Raw genomic sequence first — 15,874 nt, forward strand, 5'->3', positions numbered from 1 at the left:
CGCCGGCGCAGAGCGCTTCGATCACCCGGGTCTCGAATCCCTCCTTCGCGGAGTCGAGCGCCGTGTGACGGACGCAGTAGTCGGTGGCGATACCGCAGACGTCGACCTGGTCGACCTGGTGGGACCGGAGCCAGTCCGCGAGGAGGGCACCGTCGACGGTGCGGCCCTCGAACGCGGAGTACGCCGCCTCGTGGTCGCCCTTGAGGAAGATCGCGTCGAACGGCTGCGGATCGAGGTTCGGGTGGAACGCCTCGCCGTCGGTCCCGACCCGGCAGTGGACCGGCCAGGAGTCGACGAAGTCGGGATCTGCCGACCAGTGCGAGCCGGGGTCGACATGGTGGTCCTTGCTCGCCACCACGACCTCGTACGCCGGGGCCTGATCGTCGCGGCGACTCCAGTGGTGGAGGAGCTCACCGACGTCGCTGGCCACTCGTGCGCCGCCCTCGACCCCGAGCGAACCCCCCTCGCAGAAGTCGTTCTGCACGTCAACCACGATCAACGCGCGAGTCATACGGCGAGCCTATATGGCCTGCGGGCCGTACCCACCCATCGAGAGGCCGGCCACGAACGTGTCGGCTGCCTCGTCGAAGACCCGGAAGAAGGACCGCACGATCGAGGGCAGCTCCTCGGAGACGAAGGTCCAGTAGGCGTGTCCGTGCGCCTCGTCGGCGTAGAAGCTCCGGCCGACGGCGGGCATCACGACTGCCAGCCCGGCAGCCTCGGCGTACCTCCCGATCGCGGTGTAGCGCGACCAGGCGGTGTGGTCGTCCGAGAGGCCGTGCAGCAGGTAGAGGACCGGGGGAGGCCCGGCGGGCGCGCCGGCCTCGACCCCGACCTGGGCTTGCGTCGACTGGGGGAGCAAGACGCTGATCGAGGTACCGACCTCGAGGGCGTCGGAGAAGAAGTCACAGGTCAGGAACGCCACCAGCGCCTCACAGATGGATCGTCGGGATCACCGGTTCTCCACGCGACATCTGCTGCGCCGCGCGGGGCAGCTCGGCGCGTGAGGAGAGGTGTCGAGCGCGGGCGTCCTCGAGGGTCTCGCGCCCGACGATCTCGCCCTCACGCACGAGGGGTACGAGGAGCGGTCGGTCGTCGCCGTCGTTCTCGGGCGGCTCCCCTATACCGACCACCTCGGCCTCGGCGACACCGTCGGGCGCACGCCGCCGCAAGGCGTACTTCCGGCCGCCGATCGAGATCTTGTCCGTGCTCTTCTTCGCGACCGAGACCAGGTCGCCGTCGTCGCCCTCACGCGCGACCAGCTTGAAGACGAAGCCGCAAGTCGGATGTCCGGAGCCGGTGACCAGCTGGGTGCCCACTCCGTAGGCGTCGACGGGTGCGTTGGCGAGCGCGGCGATCGCGAACTCGTCGAGGTCGCTGGTGACGACGATCCTGGTCCGGGTGGCGCCCAGCGAGTCGAGCTGCGACCGGACCTCGCCGGCCAGGACACCGAGGTCCCCGGAGTCGATCCGTACGGCGCCGAGCTCCGGCCCGGCGATCTCGACGCCGATGGCCACCGCCTCGCGGATGTCGTAGGTGTCGACCAGCAGGGTCGTGCCCTTCCCGAGCGAGGTCACCTGGGCCTGGAACGCCTCGGCCTCGGTGTCGTGGAGCAGTGTGAAGCTGTGCGCGCTCGTCCCGGCCGACGGCACGCCGTACCGGTCACGGGCGGCGAGGTTGGACGTCGTGGCGAACCCCGCGACGTACGCCGCCCGGGCGCTTGCGACCGCCGCCTCCTCGTGTGTACGCCGGGATCCCATCTCGATGCACGGCCGGTCGCCGGCCACCTGGGTCATCCGGGAGGCCGCCGACGCGATCGCCGAGTCGTGGTTGTAGATCGACAGCAGCAGCGTCTCGAGGACGACGGCCTCGGCGAACGTGCCCTCGACGATCAGCAGCGGCGAGTACGGGAAGTACGCCTCGCCCTCGGCGTACCCCCACACGTCGCCGGAGAAGCGGTACGTCGACAGCCACGCGCGGGTCGGCTCGTCGACGACCCCGTCAAGCGCGGCGAGGACATCGCCGTCGAACCGGAAGTCCTCCAGGGCGTCGAGCGCGCGACCGACTCCGGCCACCACGCCGTACCGGCGGCCTTCGGGGAGGCGGCGCGGGAAGAGCTCGAAGACTGAGCGTCGGTGCGCCGTCCCCGAGCCCAGCGCGGCCTGGAGCATGGTGAGCTCGTAGTGGTCGGTGAGCAGGGCGGTCGACGCGCGCACCGGGCCAGCGTAGGGCCAGCGGCGCGGGGTCAGCGCCGGGCCCGCCTCGGGGGCGGGGCCGGGGCGTCTGCTGTGCCACCATGGGCCAATGGCGACCACGAGCCCGGTCGAGGTCGAGCCGGACCTCACGCCGGACGAGGTCACGCTCACAGCGAAGCCCTGGGTCACCATCGTGTGGAACGATCCGGTCAACCTGATGAGCTACGTGACCTACGTCTTCCGCACCTACTTCGGGTACGACCAGAAGAAGGCCGAGAAGCTGATGCTCGAGGTGCACCACGACGGCAAGTCGGCGGTCAGCAACGGCACCCGCGAGGAGATGGAGCGCGACGTGCAGGCGATGCACGAGTACGGCCTGTGGGCGACGTTGGAGAAGCAGTGAGGGATTGCCGATGAGCGGGTTCACCCGACACCGGCGCAGCGGGCTGATCATCGCCACGTTCTCCGGGTTCGAGGCCGACCTCCTCCGGTCGCTGGCCTCACAGCTGGTCGAGCTCTTGCGCAACGAGGCCGCGGCCCCCCACGAGCACGCTGACCCGCTCGAGGCGATGCTGAGCTTCGACGGGCCGACCACCGAGCCCGAGGATCCCGTGCTCGCCCGCCTGTTCCCCACGGCGTACGTCGAGGACGAGGAGGCGGCCGCCGAGTTCCGGCGCTTCACCGAGGGGACCCTGCGCGACGGGAAGGCCGCCGGCGCCGCGACCATCATCGACACCCTCGAGGAGGCCGGCCTGCCCCCTCAGCTCGACGAGCAGAAGGTGGTCATCGACGTCGAGCTCGACCATGAGGCGGCGCTGGTGTGGCTGAAGTCCTTCACCGACCTGCGGCTCGCGCTGGCGACCCGGCTCGAGGTCGAACAGGACGACGAGCCGTTCTGGCGGGCGCTTCCCGAGGACGACCCGCGGTCACAGGCCCACGACATCTATGAATGGATCGGGGCTCTCCAGGAGACGCTGGTCGACGCACTTCACTGACCGCCGGCGGTCGAGCCTGCTGAGCGCTGTGGCGGGGAACCGTGAGCACCTTCCGGAAAAACTTCTCGAGAATTCTTGGTCGGGTTCTGTGGAGAACCCGGTTTCCGGGGGCATGACTGTCGGTGGCCTCGGGTCCAATACTCGTATGACCACGTCAGCCGCACCCGTGTCTCCGCCGGTCGGGTTCGAGAACCTCGACCCGGCCAGGGTGCTGGCCTGCCTGGCCGAGGCCGAGGCGGCGGAGCGGGCCGCGGGTCGGGACAAGCTTCAGCTGGCCCTGCACTGGTGCCTGCTGCATCCGGCCACTCCGGAGTCGGGGGTTGCGGTGTGGGGGGATGCGGAGATCCCCGGGGTGGGGAACTGGGAGGAGTCCCTGGGCGGCGTCGGCTGCCCGACGGTGGCCGCCTTCGCCCCCGAGCCGTTCGCCGCCACGTTGAAGGTCTCGACGTTCGCCGGGATGCAGGTGCTGGCCGACGCCCTGGACCTGGCCTACCGGTTCCCGGCGACCTGGGCGCGGGTGCGGCGGTTGGAGGTGGCGCCGTGGAAGGCCCGTCGCCTGGCCCAGCACACCCACCACCTCAGCCGGGAGGCCGCCGCGTATGTGGACGCCGAGCTGGCGTCCCGGATCGACTCGTGCGGTGTTCGGTTGATCGACCGGACCATCGCCCACGCCGCCGCCACCTACGACCCCGCCTCGCAGGCGGAGGCCGAACAGACCGGCAAGCAAGCCTGGGACGTCCGGTTGTTGCACCGCACCGACGGCGGCTGGGCCGGCACCTCCCACCTGGACGCCACCGGCGACACGATCGACCTGAGCAAGTTCTACGACCTGGTCTGCGACCACGCCACCCACCTCGGCCGGCTCGGCGACACCGACCCGTTGGGCGCGAGGAAGGCCAAGGCGCTCGGGGTGATCGCCGATGCCCAGGCCCATCTCGACCTCTACGGCATCCCACCCGCCACCGAGTCCACGCCCGCAACCGAGGACGAGGCACCGCGGCTGCGGCGGCCGACCCTGGCCAAGTCCCGGTTCTACCTGCACCTGAGCCTCGCCGACCTGCTCGCCCTGCCCGACCCCCTCGTGCTCACCAGTACCGGGGATGTCCGGGGTGTCGGGGGTACCGGGGGTGTCGGGGAGGTGGAGAGGCTCGGCCCGGCGACCACCGTCCAGATCCGCGAGTGGCTCGGCACCACCCGTGCCACCATCGTCCCGGTCCTCGACCTCGCCCGCGACGACGCCGTGGACGAGCACGACCCACCGGCATGGATGCGGGAAACCGTGATCCTGCGCGACCGGCACTGCGTCTTCCCCTGGTGCAGCGTCGACGCCCGGGGCTGCGACCAGGACCACATCACCCCCTACATCCCGATCGATCAGGGCGGACCACCCGGCCAAACCTCACCCGCCCGCCTAGCCTGCCTGTGCCGGCGCCATCACAACGCCAAAACCTCGGGTCGATGGCGCTATCACCGCACCCGCGACGGCACCTACACCTGGCACGGCCCCCACGGCCAGACCTACCTCGTCACACCCACCGGCACCACCCCACTCCCGCACGCCTGAACGCGCCCGGAAGCGCACTCATCTGCCGATGTGCGTGCGCGGGCGGCCCGCTGTGCCACCCTCACGTCGTGGTGGACATGAACCTCGGGGACGACCCGGCTGAGGTCCGTGCAAGATGGCTTGAGTTGCGCGAGATGGATGACCAGATCGCCAAGGGGAACAAGGACCCGAACGAGGCGATCCCGCGAGCGATCGCCCGATACCGGCTCCTCACAGACCGGGACCGTCCAGTCATCGATGAAGTGTTGATTCGACAGATCGAGTCCCCTGAGGAGGACACGCGGTTCGTGGCGTTGGCGCTCGTTGACACGTGCCGAATTACCTCGGCTGCAGAAGCGCTCCACCGGCTCAAGGACTGGCTCAAAGAGCAATCCTTCCCGGGCGCACCGTATGAGGTGGCCAGAGTCGACGGCATCCTTCGTACGCTCAACGAGCCGGTCTAGGAAACGACCGCTCATGCCGCTGACATGACGGCATAGCGTGACCGCTCATGCCGCTGATAGTGCGCGGTTCTGCCGTTAGCGGACCCTCCTGGTCTACGGTGTGGCCCGGCGAGCAGGTCTCAACGGAGAGGCGGCGGGAACATGGCGGCTGCCCTTCTGGCTGGCCTGATCACCGCGCTGCTGTGTCTTCCGCTGATGAAGCAGAAGAAGAGACGGCCTATGCGGGAGTGGGGCTGGCGCGAGTGGTGGTGGGTTGTGGGCGTGTTTGTCGCGCTTGTTGCGGTTATTGCGGCAACCCTCTCCATGCGCTGACCCGTCGCAAGCCGACTCGACTGATGACCGCTCATGCCGCTGAGTGCGCGGTCGTGCCGATGAGCGGTACCTAGAACAAGCCGCTCTGGCGCTCGCCCTCCCGATTCACGGCACTGATGTAGTCCCACCCATCGCCCGGCCACAGGAGGACCGATGTGGGCCGATGCACGACCTCGACCGTACCTCCTGCCGGGCCACCGACCTCAACGCGCAGCAAGTCCTCCGGCAGCAGTTCGTACTCGGATCCGTACGGCTCAAAGATGACCGTGCAGTACGGACTGTCCGCGCACTGGAGCAGCAGAGTCGTGGATGCCCGTCCCTCTTTGGTGTCGCGTGCGGCGGCAGATCGGCTCACGGGACCAGTCTGGATGATCGAGGGCCAGTGCACGCTCATGCCGCTGACATGACGGCTGATCCGCCGATGAGCGGTCGGCGGTTTGGACGTCTCTCAGGACTCGCTGGCGGTCGGCAGGCTCTTCCTCGCCGCGGCCACGAAACGCTCGACCACGGCGAACGGCAGCGTTCCCGAGTGATGGACGGTGAAGTCGAAACTGCTGCCGTCGTCGTGCCAGAACGCTTCAAGGTCCGGGCCACTCTCGGAGGAACCGAGCTCAGTGAGCTCGAGCGCCATCCCATCGCGGGCGACATCTGCGACCTCTGTGACCTCGAAGAGACGTCCGTCGTGCTCCCATACGTCCACAGCCCGCGATGCTCCCACAGGCTGCGATGAGCCACCGAGCGAACCGCGCTCTCATGCCGCTGACATGACGGCATAGCGTGACCGCTCATGCGCCGATCGTGCGCGGTTGTGCCGATGAGCGGTCATGTTGTGCGGCGTAGATTCCGACATCATGACGAGCGGCTGTGTGTTCTGTGAAAGGTCCGCACTTCGCGCGGCAGAGGTGTACCTGGAAAACGAACACTGGGTGTACGCCTCATCACACGACCCGACAGATCCGCCAGGCGTGCTGCCAGGTTCAGGGATCCTGGTGCCAACGGCGCATCGCGCGTCGCCGTTCGACCTGACGATCGCCGAGTGGGCGGCGATCCGCCCCCTCTTGCTGGAGGCGAAGTCCATTCAGGATGCACGCCTTGCACCCGACGGGTACTTCCTGTCGTGGACCTCGTTCCCGTTGAGCGAAGAAGACGTGCTGTCGATGCATGCTCACCTTCACGTCGTGCCGCGCTTCGACGACGAGCCGATGCGCAACCAGGGAGGGCGCGTCGGAATCAAGGGATCTGACAACCGACGTCCCGACCCGACTCGGCCTGGATCTGGCCGGGCGCGAGGATTCGGTCAGGCAGTCTGAGACGCACGCTCATGCCGCTGACATGACGGCAGAGCGTGACCGCTCATGCAGGCGACATGTGCATACCGATGAGGGTCGCCATCTGAGAAGCGTGGTCAATCGCGGCGAAGACTTGCGACCTCGTAGAGGTTGCCATCCGGCGCCCGGAAATGAATCCACTCCCAGCGGCTGTGACGGCCCGGTCCTCCAACGAGCTGGATGCCGGGCAGCCTCCAGCTCGGCCTGGGCCTGGTGGACGTCATCGACCTCGAACTACGGGACCGGTCCACGTGCCTCGGCGGTGAAGAAGTCGAAGTAGGGATCTCCAGGCGCCACCACCTGGATCTCGTCTCCCTCCGACGTGGTGAATTCAGCTGTCGTGGGCTCTTCGAAGTTCATCCGAAGTCCCATCGTGTCGCGCAGAAAGACCAGCATCGCGTCGTAGTTCGCGGTCGGGGTGCCGACCCAGCGGATGTTTCGGACGTTCACGTACGTCACCTCACAGCGAGGCCGTTCCCGTCTGGTCGACACCCATGCTGTGTGGATCGGCTCCCGCACGCCTCCGCGCAGGCGCGACGCCACGGGCCAGGGACGGATCTCGACCCGCATCACTTCACCGCCTGTCGGCGTGACTCGCGGGGCATCATCGCCACGGTGGCCGGCAGCTGACCGGTTATGGCATCCCGCCGGCCATCTGGCCGCTGAGGGCGGAACCGCTGACCTGATCGGCGGCCAGGTGTGGGAACCAGTTGATCCGGATCGCGGTGACGTCCCAAGGCACCCCGTCTTCAGTGTCCTCGAGCAGACTGATCGAGGTGTTGGCGAGCTCGAAGGCTCCGTTCATGTCCTCGATGCCGAGCAGTCGGCCGAGCAGTACGTTGCCGAACCAGCCGTGGGAGACGAGGCCCACGACGTCGTCCTGGTCGTGAGTGTCGCGGAGCACGCCGATCAACCGGTCCGCGCGGGCGCCGTACACCTCCCGCTCGCGCTCGACCTCGCCCCGCCACCAGCCCTCCTCGGTCAACCAATCGGGGAGGTGCAACCGTGCAGACAGCGCGGCAATCACGCTCCTTCCTGAGCCTGGGTGTGCCACCTGCTCCCCGGTGCCCTTCAGCACGTCGTAAGGGCCACCGACCTCGAACAGGTCCTGGCTGAGCATCAGCGGCAGATCGAGCGCGTCGGCGAGCGGCGCCGCAGTCTGAACAGCCCGCGCCATCGGCGACGCGTAGAGGTGGGTCAGTGCCCACGGCAGGCCAGGGCGGATGGCGTACGTCGCCAGTGCGTCCGCCTGAGCCTTCCCCAAAGGGGTCAACGGGCTGTCGACTTCGCGTCCGATGTCGTCGCCGGACTCATCCCACAGGGCGTTGTTGGTGGACTGGCCGTGGCGGATCAGCACGAAACGCATGGCCGGGAGTCTCGCACTCGGCGGCGACGGAGTCGGTCACCGCCGCCGGGCAGAGCCCACTGAACGCGACCTCAGCAAGAGTCCGTGGTTCACGCGTCCTGTCGCGGCCTGTCGATGCAGGGGAACGTAACTCTCGGGGCCGATGAGCGCACGTTCGGAAGTCAGGCGAACCTCAGTCGAGGGCCGCGCGCGCGAGGCGCTCGTCCACTTCACCTTCGAGGCGGTCGAGTTGCGGGCCGCCACCGTTGGCTGCGTCCTTCCGAGCGTTGAACAGGCGAACCCATAGACCAGCCGCCCACGCGTCCTGGACCTCCGACCGACCCCAGGGACGGGCGGTCGCCGACTGATATGAGGCGATGAAGTCCTGGGTCTGCGCGACCGAAGCCGCTCCGCCCGGTGCCCCCATGGCGGGCCATACGGCGGCGGCCAGGCCAACGATGGATGTCTCTGGTTGAGCGATCACGCTGTCCCAGTCGTGCACGGCCAGCGGGACCCCGGATGTCCAGGCAATGTTCTGGGATTCCCAGTCGCCGTGACCGATGAGCAAAGAGGCACGGCTGGCGGTGAGCCGATTCCGCACCCGCCGTGCGGCGTCATCGATCCAGGTGGGTCCGCTCAGTGCGTTGAGGTCGCGGCCCTCGTCATCGGCGTCGGGCCACAGCAGCCCGCCAGGATGGTCCCACCCCGTCCACGGCGGCGGTGGGGCCAAAGACGGTGTTCGAGATGGGTCGGGCGCTGATTCGATGAGGCGGGCCAGGAGGGCCGAGAAAGGTGCTGCACCGTGTAAGGGTGACAACTGACGACCACCTGGCACCGCCTCTTCGGCGGTCACCGCCAGCCCCCCGATCTTGGTCACGGCAGTCAGTGGTGCAGGACACGGGAAGCCCATCCGAGCAAGGTGAACCTGGACGGCCACGCAACCCGCCAGGCGTGGGACGTACGGGCGGATCTTGATAACGACGTGCCGCCCACTGGCGAGTTGGACGCCGACGACCTCGGAGAGGTGTCCAGAGCGGAACAGCACGGATGCCAGGCGGTCCTCCTCCAAGTTCTGGTGGCACCACCCGTCGAGCGCCATGATGTCGACCACGGTCAGCAGTATTCCGCTCGTTGCAACGCCCTCACATGCCGCTGACACGACGGCACAGCGTGACCGTTCATGCCGCTGACTGCGCTCTGATCTGCCGTCCGCCGTGCCGACGAGCGGGCGCCAGGAATGGTGGTGACCTCCGGGGCCGACTCCCGGGCTCGCAGGAGTGATTCCCGGTTATCGGGGACAGACTTCTCTGGCTTTGAGATACCGCTGCACGCGACGTTTCTGGTGCTTCGTGACCGCGCGGAGGTTGCTCATGATGAGGAGAGGTGCGATGAACGGACGCTTGGAGAGGTCAGTGCAGGAACTGTTCCGGACCGCGATGGCACGCAGCGATCCGGCGGTGATGCGCGAAGGCCTCGAACGCCTGCTGGGTGTCGCTGACGGCCAGGGTTTGGACGCCGAGGAGGAGTACCTGCTCAGGACTCCGGAGTTCGTGATGGAGATGCCTCAATCGGGCGAACGAATCCCCGGCCGAGACGCGATGAGATCCATGCAGCAAGCCTTCCCAGCGCCGCCGCAGTCCATCAAAATCCGCCGCGTTGTCGGCGCCCAGCGATTCTGGGTCCTCGAGGGTGAGTTGGACTACGGCCAGGGGCCATGGAGCGCCGCTCTCGTGATCGAGCTCGACGAGGACGGCCTGATCACGCGTGAAACCCGCTACTACGCCGAGAAGTCCGAACCACCGGAGTGGCGGTCCTCCTGGGTTGAGGCATTGGACTGATCACAGGTCTGTGGCAGCGGCCACGCGGCTGGCGTCGTCCTGGCCAGCCAGCCGTCCTCAGCGTGCCAAACCCCCCACAACCCCGCTGACTGCCATGTCGCAAGCATCACGCACGCGATCCTGACCCCGCGGGTGACGCGATGGGTGCTACGGCTCCGTAGGGATGGGGCGACCTGAGGCGTCTACGACATCGACCCGATGGATGTCGAGCCGGCGGGGGTAGACCAAGACCCCGCCACGCATCGCGTCGGTGCCACCCGTGCTATGAACGTGCGGGGCCGTGTCGCCCGCACCCATATAAGTTTTCACGGGCATGGCGGGGGGACGGTTCCGCTTCATCCCCCACCCCACACACGGGTGCCGTCGACCAGTTGGACGTCCACCATCGTGAACACGTCGCCCGTCGCCGGGCCTGCGCCAACGCGGAGCTGCCAAGAGTCGGCATCGATTGTCCGCCCGGACGCGATCACGGACGTGAAGTAAGGGTTCCACAGCCCGGCACCAACCCACTCTCATCGCGGCGCGATGGAACCGACGGGCACACTCATCTCGTCTTTCATCACGAGACGGGCCGTTGGGAGGTGGCGTGGACACGGATGGGGGCTTCGCAGCGTTCGCCAGCGCTCAGTGGGCTCGTCTGGTTCGCGCGGGGGTGTTCCTGGGTTGCAACCGCGAGGAAGCTCAAGATCTGGCCCAGTCGACCTTGCTCCGGTGTTTCGTGGCGTGGCGAAAGGTCGAACGGGCCGACAGCCCTGAGGGCTACCTCTACCGCACGCTCCTCAACTGTTACCGCGACAGTCACCGCCGACGTTGGTGGGGTGAGCAACCCACCCAGATCCTCCCGGAGACGGCGGTGCCGGCCGATGCGGTCGACCAGCTCGCCACCATCGACGCCGTCCATCGAGCCCTCGATGAGCTGAGTCAGGCGAACCGGCAGGTCGTCGTTCTGCGCTACTTCGTCGAGCTCAGCGAACACGACACTGCCCAAGCCCTCGGGATACCAGCTGGGACGGTGAAGAGCCGACTGTCCCGGGCCCTGGACCAGCTCGCCTCCAGCCCTCACCTGGCGGAAGGACCCTCGTGATGCCCGACAAGTCACTCGACCTCCTCGAGCAGCTGTGGAACGACGTCGAACCCGGCCGAGCGCCGCTGGTCCATCTCGTCGGGGCGGGTCACGCCGTACGACGTCGCCGGCGTCGGGCCCTGGTCGTCGCCGTGGCCGCGGGGTCTCTGTGCGTGGTGAGTGCCGTCGTGCTCGGGGTGAACCTCGCCCAGTCCCACGACCATGCGCTATCCCCCAGCGACGGGACCGGAGAGCGAGCCGGCCTGTCGCCGGACCAGGCGGCGGCACGGGTCCTGGGATCCGTCGACGAACCGGCCGTGCGTGACGTCCAGGTCATCGGAATGCCCGGCGACCCCACGCCATCGCGAACCTGGGTGCGGACCTACATCAAGGACGCCGCCGGCGACACCGTGCACGGCGAATGGCTGGCCTCCCTTGTCGCAGGGGCGGTCGCCGAGCTCATGCGCACCAACCAGTCCAGCCTCGACCAGGTGATCCAAGGTGGTGACTTCGTGCACACCGGGCCGCATGGAACCCAGGTCACAGAGCAGCTGGGCATGGGCCAAGCCGCCCAGGAGTACTTCGACTCACCCAGCGATCCCGACCTGCGCGATCGGGTGGATCAGGTCGCCCAGCACTTCGGGCTGACCGTGGCTTCGGTCAGGGTCCTCCATCCATTGGACAGCGCCCTGGACGTGAGGCTCGTAGTCCCTCCGGGACACGTGTCGTGGACGATGGGCGACCTCGATCGCGAGCTGATGGGCTCACCCGTCGACATCGAGGGTCTCTACGTCGAGCTCGACTCCCCGTCCGGGCGCGTGTTGCTCCAGGCCGGATACCAAGAACGCCTCGCAGGCGGCGGCTGGTCCGGAGAAGGCGATCGCTTCGGAATCCAGCACGGCTGACACCATGAGCCGCATCGACCGTCAAGCGCAGCCGTCCAACGCACGCTGACTTCCGCTATCGGCGCTGCGTGCTCAGCCGTAGGTAGCGGGTTCGCCGTACGTGATGCTGACGGGATACCGCGTCGCAAGCGCGGATTGTGGGTCGTCCGCTTCAAGCAGGCTCCGGTCGGTGGTGGTGAAGTCGATGCTCGTTCCGTCGTGACGGGCACCGCCGCTGTTGGTCGACGGTGCCTCTTCCATGACCGCGACGAGCGACTTCGACGGTTCTCCGACGCCAAAGATGATCAGCTCGTGGGTCTCGTGCCTGATCTCTGCACCCGAAAATCCAGCGTCTGCTCGGGCGATCTCCATGAGGCGGTTCCGGTAATCCTCGATCTGCCCCTGCCAGCGTTCATGCGCTTTGTACGCCTGCTCGTGCACGCCTTCGATCGTGCTCCTCAGCGATTGCACATGCCGCTCTCGGCTGCCGATATGCGGTGGCTCCGTGGCCGGGCGAGATGGACTCGAAGATCCGACGTGCCTGATGCGACGGATCTTCGAGTCAGATGTCCGCCCAGCACGCGTCGGGATCTCCAGGCCGATACTCAGTCTGTTGCCCGTCCGGATGCCGGTGGGTGACCATGATCTGGCGGCCCGGGAACGTGGTCGGCACCTGGACTGGTTGCCCTGGGCCGCGTGACTGAGAGGTTGCGCCGTGCCTGCCGACACCAGGGTTTGCCCCTTCTGCGCTGGGCGCGTCACGGCGTCGGCGACCAGGTGTACACACTGCCACACGGACCTGCCAGCGGTCGGCGAACAGTCACCCGCCGAGCCAGGCGACAAGGAGATCCTCGGCCGCGAGCCCAGGAGATCGCACGGCGCGCTGATGGCGACGGGAGGGATCCTCGTTGCCATTCTCCTCGCCTACGCGGCGACCCTCGTGGTGTCGAGTTCTCGACACCACGAGGACCAGCCAAGGAATTTCAACCTCTTCACCACGATCAACCACGCGTGCGAGACGGACGACGGCACGCTCGTCACCACTGACACGCACGGCACTCCGATGGCGTTCGCGACACCCGATGGTCCCGAGCGCTACTGGTGCGTCTCCAAGGACTACCTGTCCTCGATCGGTCACGCGCCTGAGGATCCGCTGCCGTCGGTCCGGCGGATTCCCAGCGAGTACAAGTGGCGGTGGCCGCGAACCACCTACGGACAGTAACCGGCCGATTCCGAGTGTTGGCAGAACGACCGCAACCTGCCCTCTGATCGAGTGGTCCCATGGGCGTGACCAGGGACGTCGCAGCGGTCGCGCTGGCACTCGCGGCCGCGATTTCGTTGACGCGATGTGGTCACGATGTCGATCAAGCGCAGGGAGACGCCCAGGCCGCCTGCACCGCCTATGCGGAGGTGAGCGGACGCCATCAGACCGCGGAGACAGTCTCCGAGGAACAGATGCTTCTGAGGGCAACGGTGACCCATGCGCGGGCGGCGGCGTCGCTCGACTCCCGTTGGAGCACGCTCCACGCGGACCTCGAGTCCTCTCTCGACCTGCGGCGCATCCTTCCGCGCGCCACGGGCGCCCAATCACGCCGCTACTTCGCAGCGGACGCACGTGTCCAGGGCGACTGCTCCGAGCCGGTCGGGGCATCGGCGACCTGAGGCCCTAAGAATCCGCGCGATCCAGACCCAACTGCAACGCTGCCCGCCGGGGGAGCGCGTGAGTAGCGTGTGGGGATGCGCCGGCCTCACGTGAACGTGGCGACCGTCCTGGTCGACCCCGCGATCCTGCGCGACCTCGAGCTCGAGCTGGCCGGCCTCGACCTGTGGGTATGGCCGATCGCGACGACCCCGAACTGCCCGGACGGTCCGCGGATGGCGTTCCAGATCCGGCGGAAGATGGTCGAGGCGAAGGGCAGGGACTGGGACTGCGCGTCGGAGTGGGCGGCGGTGTGGATCTCGTTCGGCGACAGCTGGTACCGCGGGTCCGAGTCGTTGCCATGGGCCGCGCACGCGACGCTGTGGGACAAGCTCGCCGAGTACGCCGACCACACCCGCTACCGCCTCGGACTCGGCGGCGTCTCGGTGGAGATGGTCCGGCGACCGGCCGGGATCTGACCGCCCGTAACCTGGGCGGGTGCTCACCATCGACCGCACGACATACGACGCGATCGTCGCGCACGCCAAGCGGGACCACCCCGTCGAGGCCTGCGGCATCGTCGCCGGTGCCGAGGGCAGCGACCTCCCCGAGCGGTTGATCGAGATGGTGAACGCGGCCGGGAGCCCGACGTTCTACGAGTTCGACTCGACCGAGCTGCTCGCGCTCTACAAGGCCCTCTGGGCGAGGGACGAGGAGCCGGTGGTCGTCTACCACTCCCACACCGCGACCGAGGCCTACCCGAGCCGCACCGACATCGGCCTGGCCAACGAGCCCGGCGCCCACTACGTGCTGGTCAGCACCCGCGAGCACGGGAATAACCACGGCCCCGTGGAGTTCAGATCGTATCGGATCGTCGACGGCGAGGTGACCGAGGAAGAGGTCTCCGTCGTGGACGCACTGCCCCCGACCACCCTCACCCCGAGCAGCCAAGGAGAGCCCGATGCCCGTTGAGGTACGGATCCCCACCATTCTGCGCACCTACACCGGCGACCGGAAGTCGGTCGAGGCCAGCGGCGCCAGCCTGAGCGCTCTCATCGACGACCTCGAGTCCAACCACCCCGGCATCAAGGACCGGCTGGTCGAGCACAAGGACGGCGAGGTGGACCTGCGCCGGTTCGTCAACGTCTACGTCAACGACGAGGACGTCCGGTTCCTCGGCGGGCTCGAGGCGCCGCTCACCGACGGTGACCAGGTCGTCGTGCTCCCGGCCGTCGCCGGCGGCGCATGAGGTACGACGACCTCCTCAGCTCGGTCGGCGGGACGCCGCTGGTCGGGCTGCCGAGGTTGTCGCCCAGTCCCGACGTACGCCTCTGGGCCAAGCTCGAGGACCGGAGCCCGACCGGCTCCGTCAAGGACCGCGCCGCGCTGGCGATGATCGAGCACGCCGAGAAGGACGGCCGCCTCCGCGCGGGCTGCACGATCCTCGAGCCCACCAGCGGCAACACCGGCATCTCCCTCGCCATGGCCGCCAAGCTTCGGGGCTACCGAGTGGTCTGCGTGATGCCCGAGAACACCTCCACGGAGCGCCGCCAGCTGCTGAGGATGTGGGGTGCCGAGATCGTCTCCTCGCCGGCCGCCGGCGGCTCCAACGAGGCGGTCCGGGTCGCGAAGGCGATGGCCGCCGAGCACCCCGACTGGGTGATGCTCTACCAGTACGGCAACCCTGCCAACGCCCTCGCCCACTACGAGGGCACCGGCCCCGAGATCCTGGCCGATCTGCCGACCGTCACCCACTTCGTGGGCGGGCTCGGGACCACCGGGACACTGATGGGCGTGGGGCGGTTCTTCCGCGAGCACAAGCCCGACGTGCGGATCGTCGCCGCCGAGCCCCGATACGGCGAGCTGGTCTACGGGCTGCGCAACCTCGACGAGGGCTTCGTCCCCGAGCTGTACGACGAGACCCTGATCGACGCGCGGTTCTCGGTCGGGCCGCGAGACGCCGTACGCCGGGTGCGCGAGCTGCTGGACGGCGAAGGGATCTTCGCGGGCATCTCGACCGGGGCCATCCTGCACGCGGCGCTCGCCCAGGCGGCCAAGGCGGTGCGGGCCGGCCAGTCCGCGGACATCGCCTTCGTCGTGGCCGACGGCGGCTGGAAGTACCTGTCCACCGGCGCCTACGAGGGCACGATCGACGAGGCCGAGGAGCGGTTGGAGGGCCAGCTCTGGGCCTGACGGGGTGCGCGTCGAGATCCGGGGTCCGATCGGACCTGTCTCCCCGTCGGGACTCGGGTTACCCTGGCCCCGTCT

General features: G+C 68.1%; 24 protein-coding genes. 15 read left to right on the forward strand and 9 right to left on the reverse strand.

What is annotated here, in order from left to right; genetic code table 11:
• From VGK78_RS00685 to VGK78_RS00695, 3 genes are all read right to left on the reverse strand, one after another.
• A partial coding sequence (locus VGK78_RS00685; RefSeq protein ID WP_331525321.1) for an isochorismatase family protein occupies positions 1 to 511 on the reverse strand: 511 nt, incomplete at its 3' end.
• Between the two features lie 9 nt (positions 512 to 520).
• Positions 521 to 925, reverse strand: a complete 405-nt coding sequence (locus VGK78_RS00690; RefSeq protein ID WP_331525322.1) for an alpha/beta hydrolase — start codon at positions 923 to 925, stop codon at positions 521 to 523.
• Positions 926 to 932: 7 nt separating this feature from the next.
• A complete protein-coding gene (locus VGK78_RS00695; RefSeq protein WP_331525323.1) occupies positions 933 to 2,216 on the reverse strand; it encodes a nicotinate phosphoribosyltransferase in 1,284 nt (427 codons plus the stop codon).
• 88 nt (positions 2,217 to 2,304) lie between these two features.
• Between VGK78_RS00695 and clpS the strand changes: the two genes are divergently transcribed.
• From clpS to VGK78_RS00720, 5 genes are all read left to right on the forward strand, one after another.
• Positions 2,305 to 2,598, forward strand: coding sequence for an ATP-dependent Clp protease adapter ClpS (gene clpS, locus VGK78_RS00700; protein ID WP_331525324.1), 294 nt, complete (start codon positions 2,305 to 2,307; stop codon positions 2,596 to 2,598).
• Positions 2,599 to 2,608: 10 nt separating this feature from the next.
• On the forward strand, positions 2,609 to 3,190 hold the full coding sequence (locus VGK78_RS00705; protein ID WP_331525325.1) for a DUF2017 domain-containing protein: 582 nt from the start codon (positions 2,609 to 2,611) through the stop codon (positions 3,188 to 3,190).
• Positions 3,191 to 3,335: 145 nt separating this feature from the next.
• Positions 3,336 to 4,754 carry an HNH endonuclease signature motif containing protein gene (locus tag VGK78_RS00710; protein ID WP_331525326.1) on the forward strand — a complete coding sequence of 473 codons (1,419 nt, stop codon included), beginning with the start codon at positions 3,336 to 3,338 and terminating at the stop codon, positions 4,752 to 4,754.
• A 68-nt stretch (positions 4,755 to 4,822) separates the two neighbouring features.
• Entirely contained in the window at positions 4,823 to 5,197 is a 375-nt protein-coding gene (locus tag VGK78_RS00715) for a hypothetical protein (protein ID WP_331525327.1), read from the forward strand.
• Between the two features lie 141 nt (positions 5,198 to 5,338).
• Complete coding sequence (locus tag VGK78_RS00720; protein WP_331525328.1) at positions 5,339 to 5,509, forward strand: hypothetical protein; 171 nt, start codon at positions 5,339 to 5,341, stop codon at positions 5,507 to 5,509.
• A gap of 70 nt (positions 5,510 to 5,579) precedes the next feature.
• Here VGK78_RS00720 and VGK78_RS00725 read toward each other — a convergent pair whose 3' ends face one another.
• Together VGK78_RS00725 and VGK78_RS00730 are read right to left on the reverse strand one after the other, a co-directional pair.
• Positions 5,580 to 5,864 carry a hypothetical protein gene (locus VGK78_RS00725; protein WP_331525329.1) on the reverse strand — a complete coding sequence of 95 codons (285 nt, stop codon included), beginning with the start codon at positions 5,862 to 5,864 and terminating at the stop codon, positions 5,580 to 5,582.
• A gap of 93 nt (positions 5,865 to 5,957) precedes the next feature.
• Positions 5,958 to 6,140: a hypothetical protein gene (locus VGK78_RS00730; RefSeq protein WP_331525330.1), complete on the reverse strand. Its 183-nt coding sequence runs from the start codon at positions 6,138 to 6,140 to the stop codon at positions 5,958 to 5,960.
• Positions 6,141 to 6,360: 220 nt separating this feature from the next.
• On the opposite strand from VGK78_RS00730, the gene VGK78_RS00735 reads away from it, so the two are divergent.
• The gene (locus VGK78_RS00735) at positions 6,361 to 6,819 is read left to right on the forward strand and encodes a hypothetical protein (RefSeq protein WP_331525331.1); all 459 of its coding nucleotides are present in this window, start codon (positions 6,361 to 6,363) and stop codon (positions 6,817 to 6,819) included.
• A 252-nt stretch (positions 6,820 to 7,071) separates the two neighbouring features.
• Here VGK78_RS00735 and VGK78_RS00740 read toward each other — a convergent pair whose 3' ends face one another.
• From VGK78_RS00740 to VGK78_RS00750, 3 genes are all read right to left on the reverse strand, one after another.
• Positions 7,072 to 7,287: a hypothetical protein gene (locus VGK78_RS00740; RefSeq protein WP_331525332.1), complete on the reverse strand. Its 216-nt coding sequence runs from the start codon at positions 7,285 to 7,287 to the stop codon at positions 7,072 to 7,074.
• Positions 7,288 to 7,471: 184 nt separating this feature from the next.
• Positions 7,472 to 8,203 (reverse strand): histidine phosphatase family protein, encoded by a 732-nt coding sequence (locus VGK78_RS00745; RefSeq protein ID WP_331525333.1) that lies wholly within the window; start codon positions 8,201 to 8,203, stop codon positions 7,472 to 7,474.
• 172 nt (positions 8,204 to 8,375) lie between these two features.
• Positions 8,376 to 9,293, reverse strand: a complete 918-nt coding sequence (locus tag VGK78_RS00750; RefSeq protein ID WP_331525334.1) for a hypothetical protein — start codon at positions 9,291 to 9,293, stop codon at positions 8,376 to 8,378.
• A 277-nt stretch (positions 9,294 to 9,570) separates the two neighbouring features.
• On the opposite strand from VGK78_RS00750, the gene VGK78_RS00755 reads away from it, so the two are divergent.
• The 3 genes from VGK78_RS00755 to VGK78_RS00765 all read left to right on the forward strand — a co-directional run bounded on the left by VGK78_RS00755 (position 9,571) and on the right by VGK78_RS00765 (position 11,988).
• A complete protein-coding gene (locus tag VGK78_RS00755) occupies positions 9,571 to 10,020 on the forward strand; it encodes a nuclear transport factor 2 family protein (protein WP_331525335.1) in 450 nt (149 codons plus the stop codon).
• Between the two features lie 652 nt (positions 10,021 to 10,672).
• The gene (locus VGK78_RS20285) at positions 10,673 to 11,104 is read left to right on the forward strand and encodes a SigE family RNA polymerase sigma factor (RefSeq protein ID WP_414690610.1); all 432 of its coding nucleotides are present in this window, start codon (positions 10,673 to 10,675) and stop codon (positions 11,102 to 11,104) included.
• Positions 11,104 to 11,988, forward strand: coding sequence for a hypothetical protein (locus VGK78_RS00765; protein WP_331525337.1), 885 nt, complete (start codon positions 11,104 to 11,106; stop codon positions 11,986 to 11,988). Before VGK78_RS20285 ends, VGK78_RS00765 begins: the two co-directional genes overlap by 1 nt.
• Positions 11,989 to 12,060: 72 nt before the next feature.
• On the opposite strand, the gene VGK78_RS00770 is transcribed toward VGK78_RS00765, so the two are convergent.
• Entirely contained in the window at positions 12,061 to 12,408 is a 348-nt protein-coding gene (locus VGK78_RS00770; RefSeq protein ID WP_331525338.1) for a hypothetical protein, read from the reverse strand.
• Between the two features lie 274 nt (positions 12,409 to 12,682).
• On the opposite strand from VGK78_RS00770, the gene VGK78_RS00775 reads away from it, so the two are divergent.
• The 6 genes from VGK78_RS00775 (at position 12,683) to VGK78_RS00800 (ending at position 15,799) form a co-directional block, all read left to right on the forward strand.
• Positions 12,683 to 13,189: a hypothetical protein gene (locus VGK78_RS00775; RefSeq protein WP_331525339.1), complete on the forward strand. Its 507-nt coding sequence runs from the start codon at positions 12,683 to 12,685 to the stop codon at positions 13,187 to 13,189.
• Between the two features lie 59 nt (positions 13,190 to 13,248).
• Positions 13,249 to 13,629 (forward strand): hypothetical protein, encoded by a 381-nt coding sequence (locus VGK78_RS00780; RefSeq protein WP_331525340.1) that lies wholly within the window; start codon positions 13,249 to 13,251, stop codon positions 13,627 to 13,629.
• A 75-nt stretch (positions 13,630 to 13,704) separates the two neighbouring features.
• A complete protein-coding gene (locus tag VGK78_RS00785; protein WP_331525341.1) occupies positions 13,705 to 14,085 on the forward strand; it encodes a hypothetical protein in 381 nt (126 codons plus the stop codon).
• Positions 14,086 to 14,104: 19 nt separating this feature from the next.
• Positions 14,105 to 14,578 (forward strand): M67 family metallopeptidase, encoded by a 474-nt coding sequence (locus tag VGK78_RS00790; RefSeq protein ID WP_331525342.1) that lies wholly within the window; start codon positions 14,105 to 14,107, stop codon positions 14,576 to 14,578.
• The gene (locus VGK78_RS00795; RefSeq protein ID WP_331525343.1) at positions 14,568 to 14,855 is read left to right on the forward strand and encodes a MoaD/ThiS family protein; all 288 of its coding nucleotides are present in this window, start codon (positions 14,568 to 14,570) and stop codon (positions 14,853 to 14,855) included. Before VGK78_RS00790 ends, VGK78_RS00795 begins: the two co-directional genes overlap by 11 nt.
• A complete protein-coding gene (locus tag VGK78_RS00800) occupies positions 14,852 to 15,799 on the forward strand; it encodes a PLP-dependent cysteine synthase family protein (protein ID WP_331525344.1) in 948 nt (315 codons plus the stop codon). The genes VGK78_RS00795 and VGK78_RS00800 overlap by 4 nt, the downstream gene beginning before the upstream one ends.
• Positions 15,800 to 15,874 lie beyond the last annotated feature (75 nt).

It is taken from the genome of Nocardioides sp. (assembly GCF_036503465.1).
Lineage (GTDB): Bacteria > Actinomycetota > Actinomycetes > Propionibacteriales > Nocardioidaceae > Nocardioides.

What these genes read in the sequence shown, in the direction of transcription:
- clpS (WP_331525324.1), top strand. Translation starts at nt 2,305, where the DNA reads ATGGCGACCACGAGCCCGGTCGAGGTCGAGCCGGACCTCACGCCGGAC.
- VGK78_RS00705 (WP_331525325.1), top strand. Translation starts at nt 2,609, where the DNA reads ATGAGCGGGTTCACCCGACACCGGCGCAGCGGGCTGATCATCGCCACG.
- VGK78_RS00710 (WP_331525326.1), top strand. Translation starts at nt 3,336, where the DNA reads ATGACCACGTCAGCCGCACCCGTGTCTCCGCCGGTCGGGTTCGAGAAC.
- VGK78_RS00720 (WP_331525328.1), top strand. Translation starts at nt 5,339, where the DNA reads ATGGCGGCTGCCCTTCTGGCTGGCCTGATCACCGCGCTGCTGTGTCTT.
- VGK78_RS00730 (WP_331525330.1), bottom strand. Translation starts at nt 6,140, where the DNA reads ATGGCGCTCGAGCTCACTGAGCTCGGTTCCTCCGAGAGTGGCCCGGAC.
- VGK78_RS00735 (WP_331525331.1), top strand. Translation starts at nt 6,361, where the DNA reads ATGACGAGCGGCTGTGTGTTCTGTGAAAGGTCCGCACTTCGCGCGGCA.
- VGK78_RS00745 (WP_331525333.1), bottom strand. Translation starts at nt 8,203, where the DNA reads ATGCGTTTCGTGCTGATCCGCCACGGCCAGTCCACCAACAACGCCCTG.
- VGK78_RS00755 (WP_331525335.1), top strand. Translation starts at nt 9,571, where the DNA reads ATGAACGGACGCTTGGAGAGGTCAGTGCAGGAACTGTTCCGGACCGCG.
- VGK78_RS00765 (WP_331525337.1), top strand. Translation starts at nt 11,104, where the DNA reads ATGCCCGACAAGTCACTCGACCTCCTCGAGCAGCTGTGGAACGACGTC.
- VGK78_RS00780 (WP_331525340.1), top strand. Translation starts at nt 13,249, where the DNA reads ATGGGCGTGACCAGGGACGTCGCAGCGGTCGCGCTGGCACTCGCGGCC.
- VGK78_RS00785 (WP_331525341.1), top strand. Translation starts at nt 13,705, where the DNA reads ATGCGCCGGCCTCACGTGAACGTGGCGACCGTCCTGGTCGACCCCGCG.
- VGK78_RS00795 (WP_331525343.1), top strand. Translation starts at nt 14,568, where the DNA reads ATGCCCGTTGAGGTACGGATCCCCACCATTCTGCGCACCTACACCGGC.
- VGK78_RS00800 (WP_331525344.1), top strand. Translation starts at nt 14,852, where the DNA reads ATGAGGTACGACGACCTCCTCAGCTCGGTCGGCGGGACGCCGCTGGTC.